Origin of the sequence: Pseudomonas sp. B14(2017) (assembly GCF_002113255.1) — a bacterium.
GTDB classification, from domain to species: domain Bacteria; phylum Pseudomonadota; class Gammaproteobacteria; order Pseudomonadales; family Pseudomonadaceae; genus Aquipseudomonas; species Aquipseudomonas putida_Z.
In genome coordinates, this window is sequence record NZ_NEJY01000002.1 from 188,065 (window position 1) to 211,296 (window position 23,232).

Sequence of the window (23,232 nt, forward strand, 5' to 3'; positions counted from 1 at the left end):
AGGGCTGTGATGATCCTGTGGGAGCCGGCTTGCCGGCGATGGGCTGCAAAGCAGCCCCAACTCTTTTCCGGCACTCCAGCACGGGCCAGCAAGAAGCGTTCCGTGCTGCTGAATGGATTCTACTCTACACGAACTGCGCCGCGGCGTTGGCGGAGGCCCAGGCCCACTGGAAATTGAAACCGCCCAGGTGGCCAGTCACATCCAGCACTTCACCAATGAAATACAGCCCGGGGCTCTTCAGCGATTCCATGGTCTTGGACGACACCTCGCGGGTATCCACGCCGCCCAGGGTCACTTCAGCAGTGCGATAGCCCTCGGTGCCGGCCGGCACCACTTGCCAGTTCGCCAGCTTTTCGGCGATCTGTGCCAGTTCCGCCGGGGTGTACTGCTTCATCGGCCTGGACTCGAACCACTGCTCGGCCAGCAGGTTGGCCAGCTTGCGGGTAAACACCTCACCCAGCACGGTCTTCAGCTCGGCGTTGGCGCGTTCGGCCTGCATCTGTTGCAGCCAGGTCAGTGCATCACGGTCGGGCAGCAGGTTGATCTCGACCGTGTCACCGGCTTCCCAGAACGACGAGATCTGCAAAATCGCCGGGCCGCTGAGGCCGCGGTGGGTAAACAGCAGGTTCTCGCGGAAGCTGGTGCCGTTGCAGCTGGCGGTGCAATCCAGCGAGGTGCCGGACAACTCGGTGCACAGTGCCTTCAGTTGGGGCTCGGTGATGGTGAACGGCACCAGCCCGGCGCGGGTCGGCAGCAGGGTGTGGCCGAACTGGCGGGCCACCTGGTAGCCGAAGCCGGTGGCACCCAGGGTCGGGATCGACAGGCCGCCGGTGGCGATCACCAGCGACTGGCAGGCGAACTGGCCGCCGCTGGTCTGCAGCAGGTAGCCGCCTTCGGTCTTCTCGATCTGCTCGATGCTGGTGTGCATGCGGATCTCGGCGCCGGCCTCATCGCATTCGGCCAGCAGCATGTCGAGGATGTCGCTGGCCTTGTTGTCGCAGAACAGCTGGCCGAGCTTCTTCTCGTGGTAGGCCACGCCGTGCTTGTACACCAGCTCGATGAAGTCCCACTGGGTGTAGCGGGCCAGGGCCGACTTGCAGAAGTGTGCATTCTGTGAGAGGAAGTTGCCCGGCTCGGTATACATGTTGGTGAAGTTGCAGCGGCCGCCGCCGGACATGAGGATCTTCTTGCCCGGTTTGTTGGCGTGGTCGAGCACCAGTACCCGGCGGCCACGGCGGGCGCTGAGCTGGGCGCACATCAGGCCGGCGGCGCCGGCGCCGAGGATGATCACGTCGGTGGAGTGCACGGTGTTACCTCATTGTTAGCTGGGGCCGCTGAGCGGCCCATCGCCGGCAAGCCAGCTCCCACAGGTACAGCACAAGCCTGGGGCCTGTGGTAATCCTGTGGGAGCTGGCTTGCCGGCGATGGGCTGCAGAGCAGCCCCAAAATCATCAGACGATGCGGACTTTCAGGGAGCGCCCCTTGATCTTGCCGCTGTTCAAGCGCTGCATGGCCTGCTTGGCCAGCGGCCGCTCAACGGCCACGAACGCCTGGAAATCGAAGATCGCAATCTTGCCCACCTGCTTGCCGGGGATGCCGGCGTCACCGGTCAGCGCCCCGAGGATGTCACCCGGGCGCAGCTTGTCCTTGCGCCCGGCGGCGATGCACAGGGTGCTCATCAGCGGCAGCAGCGGCTCGCCGCCCTTGTGCTTCAGGCTGTCCAGCTGGTCCCAGCGCAGCGGGCTCTTCTGCAGATCTTCGATGGCTTGGGCGCGGTGGCCTTCGGCCGGTGCCACCAGGCTGACCGCAATACCTTTCTCGCCGGCACGGCCGGTACGGCCCACCCGGTGCACATGGATTTCCGCATCACGTGCCAGTTCGACGTTGATGACCATGTCCAGGCCATCGATGTCCAGGCCGCGTGCGGCCACATCGGTAGCCACCAGCACCGAGCTGCTGCGGTTGGCGAACATGGTCAGCACCTGGTCGCGGTCGCGCTGCTCCAGGTCGCCGTGCAGGGCCTGGGCAACGATGCCCTTGGCGGTCAGGTGGGCGACCACATCCTCGCACTGCTGCTTGGTGAAGCAGAACGCCACGCAGGACTGCGGGCGGTAGTGGCCGAGTACGCGGGTGACGGCCTCGAGGCGCTGTTGCGGGTCGATCTCGATGAAGCGCTGCTCGATCTGGTTGTCGGCATGCAGGCTCTCGACCTTGACCTGTTGCGGGTTGCGCATGAAGTCGGCGGCCAGTTGCTTGATGCCGGCCGGGTAGGTGGCCGAGAACAGCAGGGTCTGGCGGCGCGACGGGGTCTTGCCGATGATGCTGGCGATGGCATCGAAGAAGCCCATGTCGAGCATGCGGTCGGCTTCGTCCAGCACCAGGGTGTTCAGCCCGTCGAGCACCAGGGTGCCCTTGTCCAGGTGCTGCTGGATGCGCCCTGGGGTGCCGACGATGATGTGCGCGCCGTGCTCCAGCGAAGCGATCTGCGGGCCCAGCGAAACGCCGCCGCACAGGGTCAGGATCTTGATGTTGTCCTCGGCGCGGGCCAGGCGGCGCAGCTCCTTGGCCACCTGGTCGGCGAGCTCGCGGGTAGGGCACAGCACCAGCGCCTGGCAACCGAAGTAGCGCGGGTTGATCGGGTTGAGCAGGCCGATGCCGAAGGCGGCGGTCTTGCCGCTGCCGGTCTTGGCCTGGGCGATCAGGTCCTGCCCCTTGAGGATGACCGGCAGGCTCTGGGCCTGGATTGGTGTCATCGAGGCATAGCCGAGGGCGTCCAGGTTGGCCAGCATGGCAGTGGACAGCGGCAAGGTGGCAAAGGCGGTGGATTCGGTGGTCACGAGGCGGGCCTGCGTTGCGAAGCGAAAAATGCCGCACAGTCTACCAGCCTCGTGGCCATTCGCCCTACGACTCCATGTGTTGTTCCGGACGACGGGCACGCCTTCCGTCCGTCGGCGACAGTTGCAGGAAGATCGCCGCCGCCAGCATGGCCATCACGCCGATGGTGACGAAGGTCAGCTGGAATGCGCCCAAGGTGGTTTCCACGCCGTCGGCGCTGCCGGCTGCGGTAAAGCCGCCGAGCAATGCACCCGCACATGCCACGCCCAGGCTCAGGGCCAGCTGCGCGACCACCGACAGCAGGCTGTTGCCGCTGCTGGCGCTGGCATCGTCGAGGTCGATCAGGGTTACCGTGTTCATCGCGGTGAACTGCATCGAGTTGACCGCGCCGAGCAGGCCCAGCTGAATCAGCAGCACGGCATAGGGCGTCTGTTCGTCGACCAGACCGAGGCTGGCCAGCAGCAGGCCCAGCAGTAGGGTGTTGCCGGTGAGGATGATGCGGTAGCCAAAGCGCTCGATCAGTGGTCGGGCAATGGACTTGGCCAGCATCGCCGCAGCCGCCAGCGGGATCATGCTCATGCCGGCCTGGGCCGGCGAGTAGCCCAGCGCCACTTGCAGCAGCAACGGCACCAGGAACGGCAGGGCGCCGCTGCCCAGCCGGGCGAACAGGTTGCCGAGGATACCGATGGCAAAGGTGCGCACGCGGAACAGGCTGGGCGAGAACAGCGGCTCAGGGTCGCGCCCGGCGCGCAGCCAGTAGGCCGCCAGGCAGGCCATGCCGGCGAACAGCAGCAACATCACCCGCAGGTGCGGCAGGTGCAGTTCGCCCAGGCCTTCCATGGCGATGGTGATCAATACCATCGCTGCGCCAAACAGCAGGAACCCGGGGCCGTCGAACGTGGTGCGCTCGGCGCCGCGCAGGTCGGGGATGAACTTCCACACGGCGTAGCAGCCGATCAGGCCGACCGGCAGGTTGAGCAGGAAGATCCAGTGCCAGCTCAGTATTTCCACCAACCAGCCGCCAACCGTCGGGCCCAGTAGCGGCCCGAGCAGGCCGGGGATGGTGATGAAGCTCATGATGCGCACCAGCTCGGTGCGCGGGTAGGCGCGCAGGACCACCAGCCGACCGACCGGCAGCATCAGCGCACCGCCCAGCCCTTGCACGACACGGGCAAAGATCAGGAAACCGAGGCTGTTGGCGGCGGCGCACAGCAGCGAGCCGAAGCTGAACAGCAGGATGGCGCTGAAGAAGATGCGCTTGGTGCCGAAGCGGTCGGCGATCCAGCCTGAGGCGGGGATCAGCAGGGCCACGGTGAGCATGTAGGCAATGATCACGCCCTGCATGCGCAGCGGGTCTTCGGCCAGCGAGCGGGCCATGGCTGGCAGTGCGGTGTTGAGGATGGTGCCGTCCAGGGACTGCATGAAGAAGGCGATGGCCACCACCCAAGGGATCCAGCGGGCGGTGACAGGGTCCAGCGGGGTGCGTTCGGGCATGAGGAACCTCAATGTTCGGCATTGCCTGTACTGGCCTCATCGCCGGCAAGCCAGCTCCCACAGGATTACCACAGACCTCAGGTTGGGTGCGGTCCCTGTGGGAGCTGGCTTGCCGGCGATGAGGCCGGAATGGCCTATCACAATGTCAGGGTCAGGCCTTTGACCAGTGCCCCCGGCAAATGACTCGACCCGGTACTGCGCTGTCCATAGGTACTGGTCGACAGAATCATCTCGCGCTCCTGCGTCAGGTCCTCCAGTTGGCTACCTAGCAAGCTGTACAGGCTGTCATCGAAGCGCATGGTGCTCACCGGGCCCTGGATCTGCCCGTTCTCCACCCAGAAGGTGGCGAAGCGGGTCAGCCCGGTCATGCGTGCCGCCGGCAAGTCGGAATAGTTCAGGTACCACAGGTTGCTGATGTACAGCCCGGTACCGAGCCGCTCCAGGATCTGCTCGCTCGGCAGGCTACCTGCTGCCAGGCTCAGCGCACACGGCGACTCGTAACTATCGGCGCCATTGGCCAGCAGCTCGAACTCGGCCGCACTGCGCGCACTGATCAATCGCTGCCGGGCCTCGCCTTGCTGGATCAACGGCACATCCAGGCGCGGCGAGCCTTCATCGGAAAACGCCGGGCTCAGCGAACCGCTGACCTGCTCGGTGAAGCTAACCAGCGGGCTCAGCCGCGCATCGCCGTTGTACAGGCGCTGCAGGGCGCTGTTGCCAGTGGCCAGGGCCTGTGCGGAAAAGCCGCCCCAGCACAGCATGCCGGCTATTTCGTCCATGGCCGCCGGGGCCAGGTAGGCGCGGTAGCTGCCAGGTTTCAGCGTGACGGCAGGGCGGCCAAGGAAGCCCAGCTGTTCCCGCGCTTGGCGCAGGCGTGCGGTGAAGTCGTCGGCGCTCCACACTTGCCCGGCGTAATTGGCCTTCACCGCCTCGCCGTTTTCGTGGAACAGGCTCCAGTCGAAGTTGAAACTGTTGGCCTGGTGCCAGCCGAAGGCCCCGAACGAGCTGGCGAAGCCCCGGCAGATGGGGCCGGCGGCGTAGATGCCGACAAGGTCCAGGTCGCCGGCTTCGCGCTCGAGCAAGGTCAGCACATCGCTCAGCTCGGGCAGCGGCTGCTCCTGCTGGCTGTGGCTGTGGCTGTGCCAGGCGCTTTCATCCAGGCGCAGGTACGGATCGACCGCCAGCAGTGGCAAGCTCTGGCGCAGTTGCTCCAGGGCTGTGAACAGGCGCTGGCTATCCAGTTGCGTGTCACCACTCAAGGTCACCTGTTGCTCTGCCTGGCGCCCATCGCGGATCAGCCGCAGTTGCGCGCCGGCCTGGTTCACGGTGCCGGCCTGGCGCACCTTGGCATGGTTGAAACGCACGAATTGCGACTGTTCGGCGCTGTAGCCGAGGGTGAACTGTTCGCCCGTCTGCAGGGCTTTGCGCACATCCCCGACCAGGGTTTCGAAAGCGTGTTTCATCAGGCGTCTCCTCCGAATACGTCAATCTGGCGGAACACGCAGGCCGGCGAGGCGTGGCCGACCCGCACCACCTGGTTGGGTTCGCCCTTGCCGCAGTTGGGCGTGCCCAGCACCTGGAAGGTGCTGCTGTCGCCGACCGCCGCCAGGTTGCGCCAGAACTGCGCGGAGATGCCGCGGTAGTTGGGGTTCTTGACGATGCCCTTGAGCTCGCCGTTTTCGATCAACTGCCCCCATTCACAGCCGAACTGGAACTTGTTGCGCGCATCGTCGATGGACCAGGAACGGTTGGTGCGCATCAGGATGCCGTGCTCGATGCCTTTCACCAGCTGATCCAGGCTCTGGTCGCCCGGCTCGATGTTGAGGTTGGCCATGCGGTCGATCGGCGCACGGTTCCAGCCGCAGGCGCGGCTGTTGGCCACGCCGTCGAGGCCGGAGCGGAACTGCGACAGCGCACCACCCAGCGGGCGCAGCAGCAGGCCATCGCGGATCAGGAACTGCTTGCTGGCCGGGGTGCCGTCATCATCGAAGCTGTAGCTGGCCAGCTCTTCGCCGATGGTCGGGTCGAAGGTCACGTTGAGCAGCGCGGAGCCGTACTGCAGGTGGCCGAAGTCACCGGCCTTGACGAAGCTGGTGCCGGCGTAGTTGCGCTCGTCGCCGAGAATGCGGTCCATCTCCAGCGGGTGGCCGATGGATTCGTGAATCTGCAGCATCATCTGGTCCGGCATCAACAGCAGGTCGCGCGGGCCGCTGGGGGTGTTCGGTGCCAGCAACAGTTGCAGCGCCTCGTCGGCCACCCGGCGGGCAGCCCCGACCAGGCCACAGCGCTCGATGATCTCGAAGCCGCCCTGCTGGCCGAAGTTGTCGCGGCCCAGGCTGCGGCTCTGGCTGTCCTGGCCATCGCTGGCGGTCACGCCCAGGCCCGGGAACAGGAAGCGCTGGGCGTGGCGCAGCTCGGCGCCGGCCGAGTTCAGGTAGGTCTGCTCGACCAGGCTCAGGCCCAGGCTGGCCTGCCAGTCCACCAGGCGGCTGTCCTTGGGCACGCTGGCCGATTCGGCAGCGAGCAGGCCAAGGCAGTCGGCGAGGTTGGGCACGGGTTGGTCGAAGTTGGGCGAAATGTGGTCGTGGCGTGCGCTGGTCACCGGTTGCTCGCGCAGGTCCAGCAGGTTGTACCGGGCGATCTGCCGGGCCAGCGCCTCGGCGTGCTCCAGGGCGCGCTGCAGGCCGGCCTGGGACAGGTCGGCGGTGGCGGCATAGGCTTCCACGCCATTCACCCGCACGGTGAGCATGGCGCCCTCGTCCTGGCTGAAGAAGGGTGGTTCCGCGACGTTGCGGCGAACCGACAGCGCCTGGTGCGACTGTTTCACATGGCGCAGTGAAAACAACTCGGCCGTACTGCGCAGCGCGGCAAAGCGCTGGCGCAGCAGGGCGCTGGTATCGAACATGTGGAAGCCTCCGTGTACACGGTGGCTCCCCCTTAGAACCACTCGTCCTGCATGGTGAGGCAAGTGTCGTCGCGCGCCTCGAGCAATGCCAGCTCATTATGGCAGCCAGGTACTTCCCAGGTCAGGAAATAACGCGCGGCCTGCAGCTTGCCAAGGTAGAAGTCGCGGTCGGCGGGGTTGCCCTTGAGCAGTCCGAGTTCGGCATGAATCGCCTGTTCCAGCCAGCGCCAGCCGATCACGCAGTGGCCGAAGGCCTTGAGGTACAGGGCCGAGTTGGCCAGGGCTCCGGCGACTTTGCCTTGGGCCAGGTCACTCAGCAAGGCCAGGGTCACACCTTGCAAGCGGTTGACCAGTTGCTCCAGCGGCTGGCGCAGCGGGTCGAGGTTCGGATGGTGGCTGGCGCGCTCGCCGGTGGCAGCGATCGACCGGATCAACTGCTTGAGGCCAGCGCCATTGTTCTGCGCCAGCTTGCGGCCCAGCAGGTCGAGCGACTGGATGCCCTCGGTGCCTTCATGGATCGGGTTCAGGCGGTTGTCGCGGTAGTACTGTTCAACCGGGTATTCGCGGGTGTAGCCGTGGCCGCCGAGGATCTGGATCGCCAGTTCATTGGCCTTCAGGCAGAACGTCGAGGGCCAGGATTTGACGATCGGGGTCAGCAGGTCGAGCAGCTCCTGCGCCTGCTTGCGGGCGCTGTCGTCGCTGGCAGTCTGGGTGTCGTCGAACAGGCGCGCGGCATACAGGCCCAGGTCGAAGGCGCCCTCCACGTAGGCCTTCTGTGCCAGCAGCATGCGTTTCACATCGCTGTGCTCGATGATCGGCACCGCGGGGCTGTGCGGGTCTTTGTTGTCCGGCAACCGACCCTGCGGGCGCTGGCGGGCGTACTCCAGCGAATACAGGTAGCCGGCGTAGCCGAGCATCACCGCGCCCATGCCGACACCGATGCGTGCCTCGTTCATCATCTGGAACATGCAGGCCAGGCCCTGGTGTGGCTGGCCGACCAGGTAGCCCACGCACTGGCCGTTGTCGCCGAAATTCAGCGCGGTGGAGGTGGTGCCGCGCCAGCCCATCTTGTGGAACAACCCGGCCAGCAGCACATCGTTGCGCGGGCCACGGCTGCCATCTTCGTTGACCAGGTACTTGGGCACGATGAACAGCGAGATGCCCTTCACGCCGGGCGGCGCATCCGGCAGCTTGGCCAGCACCATGTGCACGATGTTTTCCGACAACTCGTGATCACCGCCGGAGATGAAAATCTTGTTGCCCTTGAGCCGGTAGCTGCCGTCACCGGCAGGTTCGGCGCGGGTGCGGATATCGGCCAGTGACGAGCCAGCGTGGGGTTCGGTCAGGGCCATGGTGCCGAAGTAGCGGCCTTCGATCATCGGCTGCAGAAACAGGCGTTTCTGTTCATCGCTGCCGAAGCTCTCGATCAGGTTGGCCGCGCCCATGGTCAGGAACGGGTAGGCCGTGGTGCCGGCGTTGGCCGCCTGGAAGTGGGCGAAGCAGGCCTGCGAGACCAGGCTCGGCAGCTGCATGCCGCCGGCTTCGAAGTCGCGGTTGGCGTTGAGGAAGCCGGCTTCGAGAAAGGCGTCGACGGCGGGTTTCACTTCGGGGATCAGTTCGGCGCGGCCATCCACGTAGCGCGGCTCGTTTTCGTCGGCCTTGCGGTTGTGCGGGGCGAAGAACTTTTCGGCGATGGTGCGGGCAGTTGATAGCGCTGCATCGAAGGTTTCGCGGCTGTGCTCGGCGAAGCGCGGGCGCTGGGTCAGGGCCTCGGCGTCGAGGACTTCGTAGAGTTCGAAGGCGAGGTTGCGGGGGCTGAGCAGGGTCTCGGGCATGGTCGCGGTCCTGAGGCGGGATGCTGCGAGTGTAGGAGGGTGGTGGGGTGGGGGACAGGTTAATAGGTTTGGGTGATATGGGTTGAGAACACCGGGATGTCTGGTGGTTGGTCGCACAGCTCACGCGGGGGCAGTTGTTGTTTTGCCTGTTCGGGCCCTTTCGCGGGTAAACCCGCTCCCACAAGTACTGCGCAGCCGCGGCCATCAACGCTGCACCTGTAGGAGCGGGTTTACCCGCGAAAGGGCCGGAACAGGCGCAGGAAAATGTAGAGACGTTTCCTACAAGTCAGAGCGGAACTGGACTACTGCGGATCGAATGCCATTTGGCCTTGAATGCGTGCTTTGGTGTTCGCAATGAGGCTTTTCTGATGAGTGATGTCCACAAGAACGACTTGAATGATTTCGAGGGCAAGCAATTTCCCTTCTTCGTAGTCTCGCCCCTGAAGTTTGGCCTAATGACCTTCTTCACCCTTGGTTTTTACTGGCTGTATTGCTTTTATCAGAGCTGGAAGCTGCATGGAGTGAGGACAGGAGAAAAGGTCAGCCCATTCTGGCGAAGCGCTCTTGCAGTGTTCTTCATCTACCCGTTATTGAGAAGGGTGAATGATCATATTCGCGAGTCAGGCAGAACCTACCCTTGGTCCATTCTGGGGCTCACGCTGGGCTACTACGGTATGTGTGCTGCCTGGGTGGCTGCCAGTGTGATTCTGGATGATCAGTTGTGGGCGGCGTATTTTGCGGGTGTAGTCATTCAAGCAGCTTGGTTGGTCATTCTGGTGCCCATGCAGAAAGGCGCCAATTTCAGCGCGGGGGATGAGACAGGGGTGGCTAACAGCCGTTTCACGCTGGCCAATTGGTTGTGGATGCTGCTGGCTGCCGTAATTACAGCAGCGCAGCTGTTTGCTTTGGTCACACTTTCGTCCATGGTTTGAGCAGCGTGGCAGCAGAATTTGCCGGGGCCGCTTTGCGGCCCTTTCGCGGCGTAAGGCCGCTCCTACAAAGCTCGGTATTCCGGCGCGGTTCGAAGAGGGAGCATATTGAAGAACTCGAACTTGAGCTGGCATGCGATCGCTTTCCTGTTTTGGGGAGGCATGGACGCGTTCTACATCTGCCTTTGTGTCTTCCGCAGTACGGAGCGAGGTGCCATACCTTTCTGGACGGATTTCAAGGACGCATTGAGCAACATGCAGATCTGGGGAGGAGGGCTAGAGCTAATCGTCTGGCTAGGCCTGGTTCTGCAGCTTTCGTTGATAGCGACCTGCGCGTTGTTTCTTATGCGTTGCCGGTTGGCTGTCTACTTGGCGATGGTGCAGATCCCCTTTCGCATCTTTTTTATCGTTCCGTCGATATCCATAATCCTGTTGTTGCCGATGCTGGCTTCCAGTATCAGTAACTCGGTGTGGATTGGGCTGATGCTGACTTCGGAGGCTGGGAAAGGCTGGTGCCTATTGTGGCTCTGGCGAAAGCGCGGGTAACGGTGTGCGCCGGGTTTTTTGGATTTTTCTACCGGTCTGTCAACCCATGCACAGCTGCCACCCTCTTGTTTGACCGCAGGTGGTGATAGTTCCTGATCCACCCCTGAACGCAGATTCACTCGAAGATCCTAATCTAAGTCGCGAACTTCGCGCTGAGGCTTATTGATGTGTCGCCTGAGCCGGCCCTTTCGCGGGCATGCCCGCTCCCACAGGTACGGTGCAAGTCATGAAGCCTTTGGTGATCCTGTGGGAGCGGGCGCGCCCGCGAATAGGCCTGGCCAGGCACTCGAGAATTATCAGGGGATTGAACAATGACAACAGAAGACACCCAATCCGCATCGAGCCTGGCATCCCGTGCAGGGACGCCCGTGAGCAGTCGTCGGAGTTGATGGGTTATGTCCGCGAATTGAACACCTGTCAGCCAAACCCAAGCCCCCATAAAAAAAGGAGAGCCGAAGCTCTCCTTTTTTCGTTAACAACCCTCAGCCTCAGCCAATGGTCATCAGGCTGGCATTGCCACCGGCAGCAGCAGTGTTCACACTCACTGCCCGCTCGATCACCAGGCGCTCCAACGCAATCTGGTGGTCGCCGCTGGACAGCCCGTGCACACCCACGATCGCCCCGGCACGCTTGGCCACCTGCTGGCACACGCCGCGCAGCTGGTCCGAGTCGCCATGGTGGATCACGGCGTCGAACGCCACTTCATCCTTGTTCCAGTCCGCCACCAGCTTGACCTTGGCCTGCAGCTCTCGCGGCAGGCGGGCACGCAGGGCTTTGCCCGGCTCGCCGTCCGCCCATACCGCCGAGCTGCCAACGGCCAGCACTGCGGCGAACTGCGCCAGCAGGTCGGCTTCGTTGTCGGCCAGGCACAGCACGTGCTCACGTGGCAGGATGGTGTAGCTGTTGCGCTCGCCGGTCGGGCCTGGCAACAGGCGGGCGATGCCGCTCTGCGACTGGCTGGCGAACTGGCTGCACAGCGCGGCCAGGTCGGCCAGCTGGTTGCTCTCGGCCCAGGCCTTCAGGCCATGCAGTGGCTTGATCAGCTGTTCGTGCAGGGCGCGGTCAGGCTTGCCTTCGCCGTCCTGCTGCTGGAAGTGGCGGCCAATCGCGTCGGCCGGGCGGGTCGACAACAGGCGGTACAGGTACAGCGGGCCGCCGGCTTTCGGGCCAGTGCCGGACAGGCCTTCACCACCGAACGGCTGCACACCTACCACTGCACCAACAATGTTGCGGTTGACGTACATGTTGCCGGCGTTGGCGGTTTCCACCACTTTGGCGATGGTCTCGTCGATGCGGGTGTGCACGCCGAGGGTCAGGCCGTAGCCGGAGTTGTTGATCTGCTCGATCAGCTGGTCCAGGTTGCGACGGTTGTAGCGCACCACGTGCAGCACCGGGCCGAAAATTTCACGCTTGAGCTCGTCGAAGCTTTCCAGCTCGATCAGGGTCGGCATGACGAAGGTGCCGCGCTTGAGCTCGGCAGCATCGGCAATGGCCACCTGGTAGACCGAGCGACCTTTCTCGCGCATGCCCTGGATGTGCTTCTCGATGCCGGCCTTGGCTTCGGCGTCGATCACCGGGCCGATGTCCACGGCCAGGCGGTCCGGGCAGCCCAGGCGGCTTTCGGCCATGGCGCCCTTGAGCATTTCGATCACGCGGTCGGCGGAGTCTTCCTGCAGGCACAGCACGCGCAGTGCCGAGCAACGCTGGCCGGCGCTGTCGAAGGCCGAGGACACCACATCGATCACCACCTGCTCGGTCAGTGCCGAGGAGTCGACGATCATCGCGTTCTGGCCACCGGTTTCGGCGATCAGCGGGATCGGGCGGCCCTGGTTGTCCAGGCGGCCGGCGACGTTGCGCTGCAGCAGACGGGCCACTTCGGTGGAACCGGTGAACATCACGCCCTTGACGCGCTCGTCACCCACCAGGCCGGCACCGACGGTTTCACCGCGGCCTGGCAGCAGTTGCAGCACGCCTTCAGGGATGCCGGCTTCCAGCAGCAGGCGCACGGCCTGGGCGGCGATCAGCGGGGTTTGCTCGGCCGGCTTGGCCAGTACCGGGTTGCCGGCGGCGAGCGCTGCGGCTACCTGGCCGGTGAAAATCGCCAGCGGGAAGTTCCACGGGCTGATGCACACCACCGGGCCCAGCGGGCGGTGGGCGTCGTTGCTGAAGTCGTTGCGTGCCTGCACCGCGTAGTAGCGCAGGAAGTCAACGGCTTCACGCACTTCCGCGATGGCGTTGGCGAAGGTCTTGCCGGCTTCGCGGATGAGCAGGCCCATCAGCGGCTGGATTTCGGCCTCCATCAGGTCGGCGGTGCGCTCCAGAATGGCAGCGCGCTCGGCTGGCGGGGTGGCCTGCCAGATCGGTGCTGCATTCAGTGCGCACTGGATGGCGTTGTCGACGTCGGCGACAGTGGCTTCCTGAACATGGCCGACCACGTCGCGGTGGTCCGCCGGGTTCAGCACCGGTGCGGCTGCGCTTTCGCTGGCAGCGCAGGCCAGCAGTGGCGTGGCTTTCCAGTCGTTGTGAGCGGTGGCCAGCATGGCGCAGGACAGCGATGCCAGGCGGTGTTCGTTGGCCATGTCGATGCCGGCCGAGTTGGCCCGCTCGCTGCCATACAGTTCACGCGGCAGCGGGATGCGTGGGTGCGGCAGGCCGATGCTGCCTTCCTGGGTGCCCATGCGCTCGATGCTGGCGACCGGGTCGGCGACCAGTTCCTGGATGGAGATCGAGTGGTCGGCGATGCGGTTGACGAACGAGGTGTTGGCGCCGTTTTCCAGCAGGCGACGTACCAGGTAGGCCAGCAGCGTTTCGTGGGTGCCGACCGGTGCATAGACGCGGCACGGACGGTTCAGCTTGCCTTCGGAAATCTTGCCGACCACCTGCTCGTACAGTGGCTCGCCCATGCCGTGCAGGCACTGGAACTCGTACTGGCCCGGGTAATAGTTCTGACCGGCAATGTGGTAGATGGCCGACAGGGTGTGGGCGTTGTGGGTGGCGAACTGCGGGTAGATGGCTTCTGGCACGGCCAGCAGCTTGCGGGCGCAGGCGACGTAGGACACGTCGGTGTACACCTTGCGGGTATAGACCGGGTAGCCTTCCAGGCCTTCGACCTGGGCGCGCTTGATTTCGCTGTCCCAGTAGGCGCCTTTCACCAGGCGGATCATCAGGCGGTGGCGGCTGCGCTTGGCCAGGTCGATGACATAGTCGATCACATACGGGCAGCGCTTCTGGTAGGCCTGGATAACGAAGCCGATACCGTTCCAGCCAGCCAGCGAAGGCTCGAAGCACAGGCGCTCGAGCAGGTCGAGCGACAGCTCCAGGCGGTCGGCTTCTTCGGCGTCGATGTTCAGGCCGATGTCGTACTGCTTGGCCAGCAGGGTCAGCGACAGCAGGCGCGGGTACAGCTCTTCCATCACGCGCTCGTACTGGGCGCGGCTGTAGCGCGGGTGCAGCGCCGACAGCTTGATCGAGATGCCCGGGCCTTCATAGATGCCACGGCCATGGGAGGCCTTGCCGATCGAGTGGATGGCCTGCTCGTAGGACGCCAGGTACTTCTGTGCGTCGTGCTCGGTCAGTGCGGCTTCGCCGAGCATGTCGTAGGAATAGCGGAAGCCCTTGGACTCGAAGCGGCTGGCATTGGCCAGGGCTTCGGCGATGGTTTCGCCGGTGACGAACTGCTCGCCCATCAGGCGCATGGCCATATCGACGCCCTTGCGGATCATCGGCTCGCCGCTCTTGCCGATGATGCGGGTGAGCGAGGAGGTGAGGCCGGATTCGTTGTGGGTAGATACCAGCTTGCCGGTCAGCAGCAGGCCCCAGGTGGCGGCGTTGACGAACAGCGACGGGCTGTTGCCCAGGTGCGGCTGCCAGTTCCCGGTGCTGATCTTGTCGCGGATCAGCGCGTCACGGGTGCCTTTGTCGGGGATGCGCAGCAGGGCTTCGGCCAGGCACATCAGTGCCACGCCTTCCTGGGACGACAGCGAGAATTCCTGCAGCAGGCCCTGGACGATGCCGGCACGACCGCCAGCGCTCTTCTGGTTACGCAGTTTTTCGGCGATGCCGGCGGCCATCTTGTTGGTCGCTTCGGCCAGCGGGGCGCTCAGGCGCGCCTGCTCCAGCAGCATCGGTACCACTTCCTGTTCGGGGCGGCGGTAGGCGGCGGTGATCGCCGAGCGCAGCACCGACTGCGGCAGGATGCTCTCGGCGAACTCGAGGAAGCACTGGTGGCTGTGGTCGGGTTGGACCTCACCGGCGTCGTCGGCCAGGTTGCTGGCATGGCCGTTGAGTTCGGTCAGGGTGGCACCACCCTCGAGCTTCTCCAGGTAGTTGAAGATCGCTTGCTTGATCAACCAGTGCGGGGTGCGGTCAATCGACTGCGCAGCTGCCTTGAGTCGCTCACGGGTCGGGTCATCGAGTTTGACCCCAAGGGTGGTCGTCGCCATTTCTTATCCTCGTTATTGCCACGGTTGTGGCCTAAGCTGGCGCCAAGAGTAGCTGTAGGACAATTCGGGTGCAACCAGGTGCAACCCGAATTTTTCATGGAAAAGGTGCAACTCGTCCGACCGTCATTTCCATGCCCGGAAAAGGGTCGTTTTCGGTGCGTTTTATTCTGAAAAGCGGGGGTGTTGCTCCCAAAAGGAGCAAAAAATCAGATTTGTCTGAAAATGCACGAGAAGGTGCAACTTGCAAATGAAAAATGGTTGCACCCGCTTTGCGTTGTTGCATAGGATTCGCCGCCTGGGTGCAACCGCCATGGCTGCGGTTGTGCATGACATAAAAACAAACGCCAGGGCACACGCATGGGCAATCCACTAACGATCACTTTCGTGGTCTATATCGCGGCAATGGTGCTGATCGGCTTCGCCGCCTATCGCTCCACCAATAACCTTTCCGACTACATCCTCGGCGGTCGCAGCCTGGGTAGCGTGGTCACCGCGCTTTCCGCCGGCGCTTCCGACATGAGCGGCTGGCTGCTGATGGGCCTGCCGGGCGCCATCTACTTCTCAGGCTTGTCCGAAGCCTGGATTGCCATCGGCCTGACCGTCGGCGCCTACCTGAACTGGCTGTTCGTCGCTGGTCGTCTGCGCGTGCAGACCGAGCACAACGGCGATGCGCTGACCCTGCCGGACTACTTCTCCAGCCGCTTCGAAGACAACAGCGGCCTGCTGCGGATCATCTCGGCCATCGTGATCCTGGTGTTCTTCACCATCTACTGCGCCTCCGGCATCGTTGCCGGTGCCCGTCTGTTCGAGAGCACCTTCGGCATGCCGTACGAAACCGCCCTGTGGGCCGGTGCTGCTGCGACCATCGCCTACACCTTCATCGGTGGTTTCCTGGCGGTGAGCTGGACCGATACCGTGCAGGCTTCGCTGATGATCTTTGCGCTGATCCTCACTCCGGTGATCGTGCTGATCTCCACTGGCGGCTTCGATACCACCTTCGCTGCCATCGATGCGGTCAACCCGGCCCACTTCGACATGTTCAAGGGCGCCACTTTCATTGGCATCATCTCGCTGATGGGCTGGGGGCTGGGCTACTTCGGCCAGCCGCACATCCTGGCGCGTTTCATGGCCGCCGACTCGGTGAAGTCGATCGCCAACGCCCGCCGTATCTCCATGACCTGGATGATCCTGTGCCTGGCCGGTACCTGCGCCGTGGGCTTCTTCGGCATCGCCTACTTCTCGGCGCACCCTGAGCTGGCGGGCCCGGTCACCGAGAACCACGAGCGCGTGTTCATCGAGCTGGCCAAGATTCTGTTCAACCCGTGGATCGCCGGTGTGCTGCTGTCGGCCATCCTGGCTGCGGTGATGAGTACCCTGAGCTGCCAGCTGCTGGTTTGCTCCAGCGCCCTGACCGAAGACTTCTACAAGGCGTTCCTGCGCAAGAACGCTTCGCAGGTCGAGCTGGTGTGGGTCGGCCGCCTGATGGTGCTTGCCGTCGCCCTGATCGCCATCGCCATGGCCTCCAACCCGGAAAACCGCGTGCTGGGCCTGGTGGCTTACGCCTGGGCCGGCTTCGGTGCTGCCTTTGGTCCGGTGGTGCTGATTTCGGTACTGTGGAAAGGCATGACCCGTAACGGCGCACTGGCCGGTATCGTGGTGGGCGCACTGACCGTGATCCTGTGGAAGAACTTCGACACCCTCGGGCTGTACGAAATCATCCCGGGCTTCCTGTTCGCCAGCATCGCCATTTTCGTGGTGAGCAAGCTGGGCAGCCCGTCGCAGGCAATGGTCAAGCGCTTCGAGACTGCTGATGCGGCGTATCACGCTGACAAGTAATACCGCCTGATTCGGTGTTGCCTTCTTCGCGGGCTTGCCCGCTCCCACAGGTACTCCACAGGGTCTGAGATCTGTGCAGGCCCTGTGGGAGCGGGTTTACCCGCGAAGAGGTCACCGCCGATCAGCAGCCAGGCCTGACTCCGCCTGCAAGGCAAGGTAAACTTGCCACCCCCGCAGGAGTTGCCATGAACTATCGTCACGCCTTCCACGCCGGCAACCACGCCGACGTCCTCAAACATATCGTGCTGACCCGCCTCATCGCCCTGATGTCGCGCAAGGAGCAGCCGTTCGCCTATATCGATACCCATGCAGGGCTTGGCCTTTACGACCTGCAGGGCGACCAGGCAACCCGCACCGGCGAGTACCTGGAAGGTGTCGCCCGCCTGTGGAATCGCGATGACTTGCCGGCCATGGCTGACGACTATCTGCGTATCATCAAGCGCCTGAATGCCGATGGCGAGCTGCGCTACTACCCCGGTTCGCCCGAACTGGCCCGCCGCCTGATGCGCCAGCAGGACCGTGCCCTGCTCAACGAGAAGCATCCCGAGGACGGGCCGCTGCTCAAAGAGAACATGAAGAAAGACCCACGCGTGGTCGTGCACCTGGGCGAAGGCTGGCATGTGCCGCGGGCCTTGCTGCCCGTGCAGGAAAAGCGCGCGATCATGCTGATCGACCCGCCGTTCGAACAGGCTGACGAGCTCAAGCGCTGCACTACCGCCATGAAAGAGGCGATCAGTCGCATGCGCCAGACCGTCGCGGCCATCTGGTACCCGATCAAGGACCAGCGTTCGCTGACCCGCTTCTACCAGGACCTGACCAGCACCGGCGCACCGAAACTGCTGCGGGTCGAGTTGTATGTGCACCACCAGGACAGCCCGCAGGGGCTCAATGGCTCAGGTCTGGCCATCGCCAACCCGCCGTGGGGGTTGGAAGAAGAGCTCAAGGAGCTGCTGCCATGGCTGGCCAAAGAGCTGGCGCAAACCGCCGGCAGCTTCCGCATGGACTGGCTGATCGCCGAATAGGCAGTTGCCTTGGGGCATCTGTGGGAGCGGGCGTGCCCGCGAAGCAGGCGCTGCGGTGCATGGCACCGGCTTTGCCGGTGTTCGCGGGCGCGCCCGCTCCCACAGGTTAATGCAGTGCCTATCCTGATGTTTGCGTTATAATCCCGCCCTTTAGCCGCCACCCGCCCAAGAGGCCGCTGGCGCATTTCTACCGAATGAAGAGGCTAATCCCTTGGCATTGACGATTCTTGGCCTGTCCGGCGCCCTTAGCCATGACCCTTCCGCGGCCTTGTACATTGACGGCAAACTGATTGCCGCCGCCGAAGAAGAGCGCTTCGTGCGTGACAAGCATGCGAAGAACCGCATGCCCTACGAGTCGGCGAAGTTCTGCCTGGAACAGGCAGGCATCAAGCCATCCGACGTCGACGTGGTAGCCATCCCGTTCGCCCCGATCAGCCTGTTCGGCAAAGCGCGCTGGCACTATGCCAAGCGCTACTGGTACGCCCCGGACCGCGCCCTCGACGCCATCCTGATGGGCAACCGTCGCTACAAGCGCTACCGCAAGAAGATTGTCTGGTGCCTGGAACAACTGGGCTTCGACCCGAAAAAGGTCAAGATCGAGCCGGTCGAGCACCACCTGGCCCACGCCTCCAGTGCCTACCACTGCTCCGGCTTCAAGGAAAAAACCGCAATCCTCGGCATCGACGGTAAAGGCGAATACGCCACCACCTTCTTTGGCTACGGCGAAAACGGCAAGATCCACAAGATCAAGGAGTTCTTCGACCCGGACTCGCTGGGCGGCCTGTACGGCGCAATCACCGAGTTCCTCGGCTTCGAGATGCTCGATGGCGAGTTCAAGGTCATGGGCATGGCGCCGTATGGCGACGCCAGCAAGTACGACTTCTCGCGCCTGGCCAGCTTCGAAAACGGCGAACTGGTGATCAACACCGAATACGCCAACGTCATTGGCCTGCGCCGCTATAAAGAGAAGGGCAAGGGCTTCTACTTCTCGCCGAAGCTGATCGAATGGCTGGGCCCCAAGCGCGAAGGCGACATCGCCGACGAGCCGTACATCCATTACGCGGCCAGCATGCAGGCGCTGTTCGAGAAGATCGCCCTGCAGATGATCGATCACTACCTGGGCGACGTCCTGCGTGAAACCGGCAAGCTGGCCTTTGCCGGCGGTTGCGCGCTGAACGTCAAGCTCAACCAGAAGATCATCGCCCGCCCAGACCTGAAAGAGCTGTTCGTCCAGCCTGCTTCCGGTGACGCCGGTACCGCCGTGGGTGCTGCCGCCTACGTTTCCCACGCCCGTGGCGTGCCGGTCGAGAAGATGGAACACGTCTACCTCGGCCCTTCGTACTCCAACGAAGACGTGATCGCTGCCTGCGCCCGTCACCCGAACGCGCCGAAGTGGCGCAAGCTCGACGACATGCCGCAGCGCATCGCCAAAATCATGGTCGACGGCAACCCGGTGGCCTGGTTCCAGGGCCGTATGGAATTCGGCCCTCGTGCTTTGGGCGGCCGTTCGATCATCGGTTGCCCGAGCGTGCCGGGCGTAGCCGACCGCATCAACGAGCAGATCAAATTCCGCGAACGCTGGAGACCTTTCTGCCCGTCGATGCTCGACACCGTCGCCCCGCAGATGATCAAGGTCGATCACCCCGCGCCGTTCATGACCTTCACCTTCGAAGTGGCTGAAGAGTGGAAGACCCGCGTGCCGGAAGTGGTCCACGAGGACGGCACTTCGCGTGCCCAGGTGCTCAAGCGCGAGTACAACCCGCGCTACTACGACATGATGAAGGCGCTGGAAGACCTGACCGGCAACGGCGTGTCGCTGAACACCTCGCTGAATCGCCGTGGTGAACCGATGATCTGCTCGCCGACCGACGCCCTGAACATGTTCTTCGGCTCGGACCTGCAGTACCTGATCATGGAAGACATCCTGGTTGTGAAGGACGGCGCGGCCCCGTATGACCAGCCGCTCTGAACCGCGCATCCTGCAGTTCTGCCATGGCTATGACGGGCCGTTCCTGGACTGCGCCCGTCAGTACGCCAGCCTGTTCCAGGGGCGTGGCTACCAGGTCACCACGGTGTTCCTCACCGGCGCCGCCGACCCGCAGGTAGCGGCTGGCTGCGCGTCGGACGAGGTGCTGTTCCTGGAGTTCAGCTCCAAGGCCGTGCGCGGCCTGAAACTCGGCGCAATCCGTGCATTGCGGCGGATTGCGGCCGAACGCAATTTCGCCTTCTGCATTGCCCATCGCTTCAAGCCGATCTACGTGGCGTTGCTGGGCACCGGCTTGCCGGTGATCGGCGTGCACCATGCTTTCGGTGATTACGAGCGCAAGGGGCGACGCATCTTCGCCAACCTGTTCAGCAAACGCCTGAGCTTGCTGGGCGTGTCGGATGCAGTGCGTGACGACATGCGCCGCTGTCTGCCGCAGTGGCCGGCAGAGCGTATCCAGACCTTGTACAACCGCATCGACATCGACGCCCTGCAAGCGGCCCTGGTGCCACGCGCCGAGGCCCGCCAGGCCTTGGGCCTGGATGCGCAGGCGTGGATTGTCGGTAACGTCGGGCGCCTGCACCCGGACAAGGACCAGGCCACCCTGCTGCGTGGCTTTGCCGAAGCGCTACCGGGGCTGCCGGCGGGCGCCCGCCTGGCAATTCTTGGCAAGGGGCGGCTGGAAGCCAAGCTCAAGGCCCTGGCCGCCGAGCTGGGCATTGCCGGGCAAGTGGACTTCCTTGGCCAGGTGCCGGATGCGCGCCGTTACTTCCAGGCGTTCGATGTATTCGCCCTGAGCTCCGACCATGAGCCGTTCGGCATGGTCCTGCTCGAAGCCATGGTCGCCGGTGTACCGGTACTGGCCACGGCCTGTGGTGGTGCCCGCGAAGTGGTCGAGGGTGTTGGCGTGCTGTTCCCGCTGGGCGATGCCGGGCAACTGGCCCAGGGCCTGAAACACATGGCTGTGCTCGATGGGCAGCAGCGCCAGGCCTGTGCCGAGCACATGCTGCAGCGCCTGCGTGAACGCTTCTCCGACCAGGCGGTGCGCGAGGCCTTCTGGCAGCTGCCGCAAGTCCGCGCGTTGGTGGGGCAGGTCTGATGCTCAACCGTATCCAGGCCTTCCGCGAACGCGGTTGGCAAGTTATCGACGCCAAGGCCTACGCCGAGGCATGGGCCCGCTTTGGTGGCAGTGTCGCCACCCATCCTTTGGTGGTCGAGCAACTGGCGGACCTGGCACAGATCCCGGTGCGTTACCTGGGCTGGCATCAGGCCGGCGAGCTGAAGGCCGCCATCCCCACCTGGGGGCGTCACCTTGCGCTGTCCAAGGATGTGCTCAAGCGTGCCGGCAAAAAGGCCCTGTTCGACCTGGGCAACGCCGAGATCATCCTGCCGGCGGCGGCCGATGCCGCTGCACCGTTGCGCCATGCCGTGCGCTACCTGTCCGAACTGAACCAGGGCCGCTTCAGCGGCCTCAAGGCGCAGAAGGAACAGCTGGCCATGGCCCGCGCCCACGAAGACCTGTCGAAGAAGTTCCGCTACAACCAGCGCCGCGAACTGCGCCTGCTGGAAGAGGCGGGCGGTGTGGTGCGCCCGATCAGCGACTTCAGCGCGCAGGAAATCGCCAGCATGTACTGCGACCTGTTCCAGCGCCGCTGGGGCTTCCCTGCCACCGGTGCCGAGCGCATGGCCGAGGTGCTGGAACGCCTGCGCGAGCTGCTGATCGGCTCGGTGCTGCTGTTGGACGGCAAGCCGATTGCCATCCAGCTGGTTTACCGTGTCGAAGCGCCGGAATGGATCAGCGTCGAGTACATCAATGGCGGTGTCGACCCTGAAACCAAGGCCTTCAGCCCCGGCAGCGTGCTGAGCTTCCTCAATACCCAGGCCGCCTGGGAAGACGCTCGTGCGCGCAACAAGCCGCTGCGGTTCTCGTTCGGCCGTGCCGACCGCGAGTACAAGGACCGCTGGTGCAACCCCGTGCCGGTGTATCAGGCGTGAGTCGCAAGCAGCAGCTGCTCAAGCGCCACCGGCGCAACAAGCGCCTGGGCCTGCTGGCGGGCCTGGTCGCGCTGGTGGCCGTAGGTGTGTTCAGCTGGTGGTGGTTGCCACTGTTGCTGTTACCGCTGCTGTGGGCGGCCCATGAAGCCTGGTTTGCCGACCACCTGTTCTATGCGCCAGGCGAGGACTACGCCTACGACTTCGGCGAGCAGACCCGGCAAGCCCCTGCCAGCCTGAACGGCGGCCTGCTCAAGGCTGACTGCGCACTGCTGGGCAACGAAACCCTGGTCCTCGAGCTGCGGGTAAAAAGCAGCTGGCTGGGGCGCTTCCTCGACCCGCAGGTCGAGCTGATGGCTGGCGAGCAGGCCGATCGGCAAACCTTCGAGCGCGGCGTCGATGGCGTGCGCTTCCTCAACTTGACCGGCCTCGCCGCACCTCTGCAGGCTGGCGCGTTGCGCCTGCGTGGCCGGCATTGCCGGCTGTCGGGCCAGCCGCGCTTGTGGATAACCCCGGCGGTCGAGCTGCAACGGCGCCGGGTGATGGTGATCGCGCCGCATGCCGATGATGCCGAACTGGCCGCTTACGGGCTCTACAGCCAGGCCGACGAAACCTGGGTAGTGACCCTGACCGCCGGTGAGATCGAGGCCGAACACTATCAGCAGATGGGCCTGGCAAAGGCCGAGGCCGCGCGCCTGAAGGGCCGCCTGCGGGCCTGGGACAGTATCGCCGTGCCACGCTGGGCCGGTGTGGCGGAATCGCGTTGCGTGCAGCTGGGCTACTTCTGCCTGCAACTACCTGCCATGCAGGCTGCGCCAGACCAGCCGGCCGCTTCCCGGGAGGCCGACCTCGCCGACATTCGCGTATTCCGCCGGTTCAACCCGTTCCCGCTGCCGGCCGACGGCGATGGCGCGCCGACCTGGTGCAACCTGCTCGCCGACCTGCGGGCCTTGCTGGAAATGGCCAGGCCAGAGGTGCTGGTGATGCCGCACCCGCAGCTCGACCCGCACCCTGACCACATATGTGCCCAGGCAGCGGTGCTGGAAGCCTTGCAAGGCTTGGCCTGGCAGCCGCAAACCCTGCTGTGCTACGCCAACCACCTGCATGACAACGACCGCTGGCCGATGGGCGACAGTGGTGACGGCGTGGCCTTGCCGCCGCAGCTGAGCGCTGCCCAGGCGTGGGCACCTTGCAGCCTGGTACTGGACCTGGCAACCCAGCGCGACAAGGCCATGGCCCTGGGCATGATGCACGACCTGCAGCCGCCGGCGCCGTTCAAGCGCCGCCTGCGCCGCTTGTTGCAGCGCTGGCTGGCCGGGCGGCGGCCGTCGCCTTACGGCGAGAACGAATTCTTCCGCAAGGCCGTGCGCCGACATGAACTGTTCTGGCGGCGTGAGCTGTAGCCGCGCCCC

General features: G+C 64.3%; 16 protein-coding genes. 7 read left to right on the top strand and 9 right to left on the bottom strand.

The genetic code is table 11. The annotated features are described in order from the left end of the window. Nucleotides 1–124 precede the first annotated feature (124 nt). From CAG34_RS02790 to CAG34_RS02815, 6 genes are all read right to left on the bottom strand, one after another. Entirely contained in the window at nucleotides 125–1,306 is a 1,182-nt protein-coding gene (locus CAG34_RS02790; RefSeq protein ID WP_085587849.1) for an NAD(P)/FAD-dependent oxidoreductase, read from the bottom strand. 145 nt (nucleotides 1,307–1,451) lie between these two features. Next, nucleotides 1,452–2,789, bottom strand: coding sequence for an ATP-dependent RNA helicase DbpA (gene dbpA / locus CAG34_RS02795; protein WP_230396947.1), 1,338 nt, complete (start codon nucleotides 2,787–2,789; stop codon nucleotides 1,452–1,454). Between the two features lie 112 nt (nucleotides 2,790–2,901). Continuing rightward, the gene (gene mdtD / locus CAG34_RS02800) at nucleotides 2,902–4,329 is read right to left on the bottom strand and encodes a multidrug transporter subunit MdtD (protein WP_085587851.1); all 1,428 of its coding nucleotides are present in this window, start codon (nucleotides 4,327–4,329) and stop codon (nucleotides 2,902–2,904) included. 137 nt (nucleotides 4,330–4,466) lie between these two features. Then, the gene (locus tag CAG34_RS02805) at nucleotides 4,467–5,792 is read right to left on the bottom strand and encodes a TldD/PmbA family protein (RefSeq protein WP_085587852.1); all 1,326 of its coding nucleotides are present in this window, start codon (nucleotides 5,790–5,792) and stop codon (nucleotides 4,467–4,469) included. Further along, complete coding sequence (locus CAG34_RS02810) at nucleotides 5,792–7,234, bottom strand: TldD/PmbA family protein (protein WP_025340872.1); 1,443 nt, start codon at nucleotides 7,232–7,234, stop codon at nucleotides 5,792–5,794. The genes CAG34_RS02805 and CAG34_RS02810 overlap by 1 nt, the downstream gene beginning before the upstream one ends. Before the next feature lie 32 nt (nucleotides 7,235–7,266). Continuing rightward, nucleotides 7,267–9,069, bottom strand: coding sequence for an acyl-CoA dehydrogenase (locus tag CAG34_RS02815; protein ID WP_085587855.1), 1,803 nt, complete (start codon nucleotides 9,067–9,069; stop codon nucleotides 7,267–7,269). A 368-nt stretch (nucleotides 9,070–9,437) separates the two neighbouring features. Between CAG34_RS02815 and CAG34_RS02820 the strand changes: the two genes are divergently transcribed. After that, nucleotides 9,438–10,001, top strand: coding sequence for a hypothetical protein (locus tag CAG34_RS02820; RefSeq protein ID WP_085587857.1), 564 nt, complete (start codon nucleotides 9,438–9,440; stop codon nucleotides 9,999–10,001). A 362-nt stretch (nucleotides 10,002–10,363) separates the two neighbouring features. Here CAG34_RS02820 and CAG34_RS28830 read toward each other — a convergent pair whose 3' ends face one another. From CAG34_RS28830 to CAG34_RS27485, 3 genes are all read right to left on the bottom strand, one after another. Then, nucleotides 10,364–10,663: a hypothetical protein gene (locus CAG34_RS28830; protein WP_158091088.1), complete on the bottom strand. Its 300-nt coding sequence runs from the start codon at nucleotides 10,661–10,663 to the stop codon at nucleotides 10,364–10,366. Nucleotides 10,664–11,032: 369 nt separating this feature from the next. Then, on the bottom strand, nucleotides 11,033–14,986 hold the full coding sequence (gene putA / locus CAG34_RS02830) for a trifunctional transcriptional regulator/proline dehydrogenase/L-glutamate gamma-semialdehyde dehydrogenase (protein WP_025340865.1): 3,954 nt from the start codon (nucleotides 14,984–14,986) through the stop codon (nucleotides 11,033–11,035). A gap of 94 nt (nucleotides 14,987–15,080) precedes the next feature. Beyond that, nucleotides 15,081–15,269, bottom strand: a complete 189-nt coding sequence (locus tag CAG34_RS27485; protein ID WP_143493363.1) for a hypothetical protein — start codon at nucleotides 15,267–15,269, stop codon at nucleotides 15,081–15,083. Between the two features lie 74 nt (nucleotides 15,270–15,343). Between CAG34_RS27485 and putP the strand changes: the two genes are divergently transcribed. From putP to CAG34_RS02860, 6 genes are all read left to right on the top strand, one after another. Further along, a complete protein-coding gene (putP, locus tag CAG34_RS02835; RefSeq protein WP_085587861.1) occupies nucleotides 15,344–16,822 on the top strand; it encodes a sodium/proline symporter PutP in 1,479 nt (492 codons plus the stop codon). Between the two features lie 185 nt (nucleotides 16,823–17,007). Beyond that, nucleotides 17,008–17,844, top strand: a complete 837-nt coding sequence (locus CAG34_RS02840; RefSeq protein WP_025340863.1) for a 23S rRNA (adenine(2030)-N(6))-methyltransferase RlmJ — start codon at nucleotides 17,008–17,010, stop codon at nucleotides 17,842–17,844. A 211-nt stretch (nucleotides 17,845–18,055) separates the two neighbouring features. Then, complete coding sequence (locus tag CAG34_RS02845) at nucleotides 18,056–19,813, top strand: carbamoyltransferase (protein WP_013974482.1); 1,758 nt, start codon at nucleotides 18,056–18,058, stop codon at nucleotides 19,811–19,813. After that, nucleotides 19,797–20,927 (top strand): glycosyltransferase, encoded by a 1,131-nt coding sequence (locus CAG34_RS02850; RefSeq protein WP_085587863.1) that lies wholly within the window; start codon nucleotides 19,797–19,799, stop codon nucleotides 20,925–20,927. The genes CAG34_RS02845 and CAG34_RS02850 overlap by 17 nt, the downstream gene beginning before the upstream one ends. After that, nucleotides 20,927–21,823 (top strand): antimicrobial resistance protein Mig-14, encoded by an 897-nt coding sequence (locus CAG34_RS02855; RefSeq protein WP_085587867.1) that lies wholly within the window; start codon nucleotides 20,927–20,929, stop codon nucleotides 21,821–21,823. The genes CAG34_RS02850 and CAG34_RS02855 overlap by 1 nt, the downstream gene beginning before the upstream one ends. After that, entirely contained in the window at nucleotides 21,820–23,223 is a 1,404-nt protein-coding gene (locus tag CAG34_RS02860) for a PIG-L deacetylase family protein (protein ID WP_085587868.1), read from the top strand. The genes CAG34_RS02855 and CAG34_RS02860 overlap by 4 nt, the downstream gene beginning before the upstream one ends. The last annotated feature ends 9 nt before the right edge of the window (nucleotides 23,224–23,232 follow it).

What these genes read in the sequence shown, in the direction of transcription:
- CAG34_RS27485 (WP_143493363.1), bottom strand. Translation starts at nt 15,269, where the DNA reads ATGCAACAACGCAAAGCGGGTGCAACCATTTTTCATTTGCAAGTTGCA.
- putA (WP_025340865.1), bottom strand. Translation starts at nt 14,986, where the DNA reads ATGGCGACGACCACCCTTGGGGTCAAACTCGATGACCCGACCCGTGAG.
- CAG34_RS02815 (WP_085587855.1), bottom strand. Translation starts at nt 9,069, where the DNA reads ATGCCCGAGACCCTGCTCAGCCCCCGCAACCTCGCCTTCGAACTCTAC.
- CAG34_RS02810 (WP_025340872.1), bottom strand. Translation starts at nt 7,234, where the DNA reads ATGTTCGATACCAGCGCCCTGCTGCGCCAGCGCTTTGCCGCGCTGCGC.
- CAG34_RS02805 (WP_085587852.1), bottom strand. Translation starts at nt 5,792, where the DNA reads ATGAAACACGCTTTCGAAACCCTGGTCGGGGATGTGCGCAAAGCCCTG.
- CAG34_RS02855 (WP_085587867.1), top strand. Translation starts at nt 20,927, where the DNA reads ATGCTCAACCGTATCCAGGCCTTCCGCGAACGCGGTTGGCAAGTTATC.
- CAG34_RS02850 (WP_085587863.1), top strand. Translation starts at nt 19,797, where the DNA reads ATGACCAGCCGCTCTGAACCGCGCATCCTGCAGTTCTGCCATGGCTAT.
- CAG34_RS02840 (WP_025340863.1), top strand. Translation starts at nt 17,008, where the DNA reads ATGAACTATCGTCACGCCTTCCACGCCGGCAACCACGCCGACGTCCTC.
- putP (WP_085587861.1), top strand. Translation starts at nt 15,344, where the DNA reads ATGGGCAATCCACTAACGATCACTTTCGTGGTCTATATCGCGGCAATG.
- mdtD (WP_085587851.1), bottom strand. Translation starts at nt 4,329, where the DNA reads ATGCCCGAACGCACCCCGCTGGACCCTGTCACCGCCCGCTGGATCCCT.
- CAG34_RS02820 (WP_085587857.1), top strand. Translation starts at nt 9,438, where the DNA reads ATGAGTGATGTCCACAAGAACGACTTGAATGATTTCGAGGGCAAGCAA.
- dbpA (WP_230396947.1), bottom strand. Translation starts at nt 2,789, where the DNA reads ATGCTGGCCAACCTGGACGCCCTCGGCTATGCCTCGATGACACCAATC.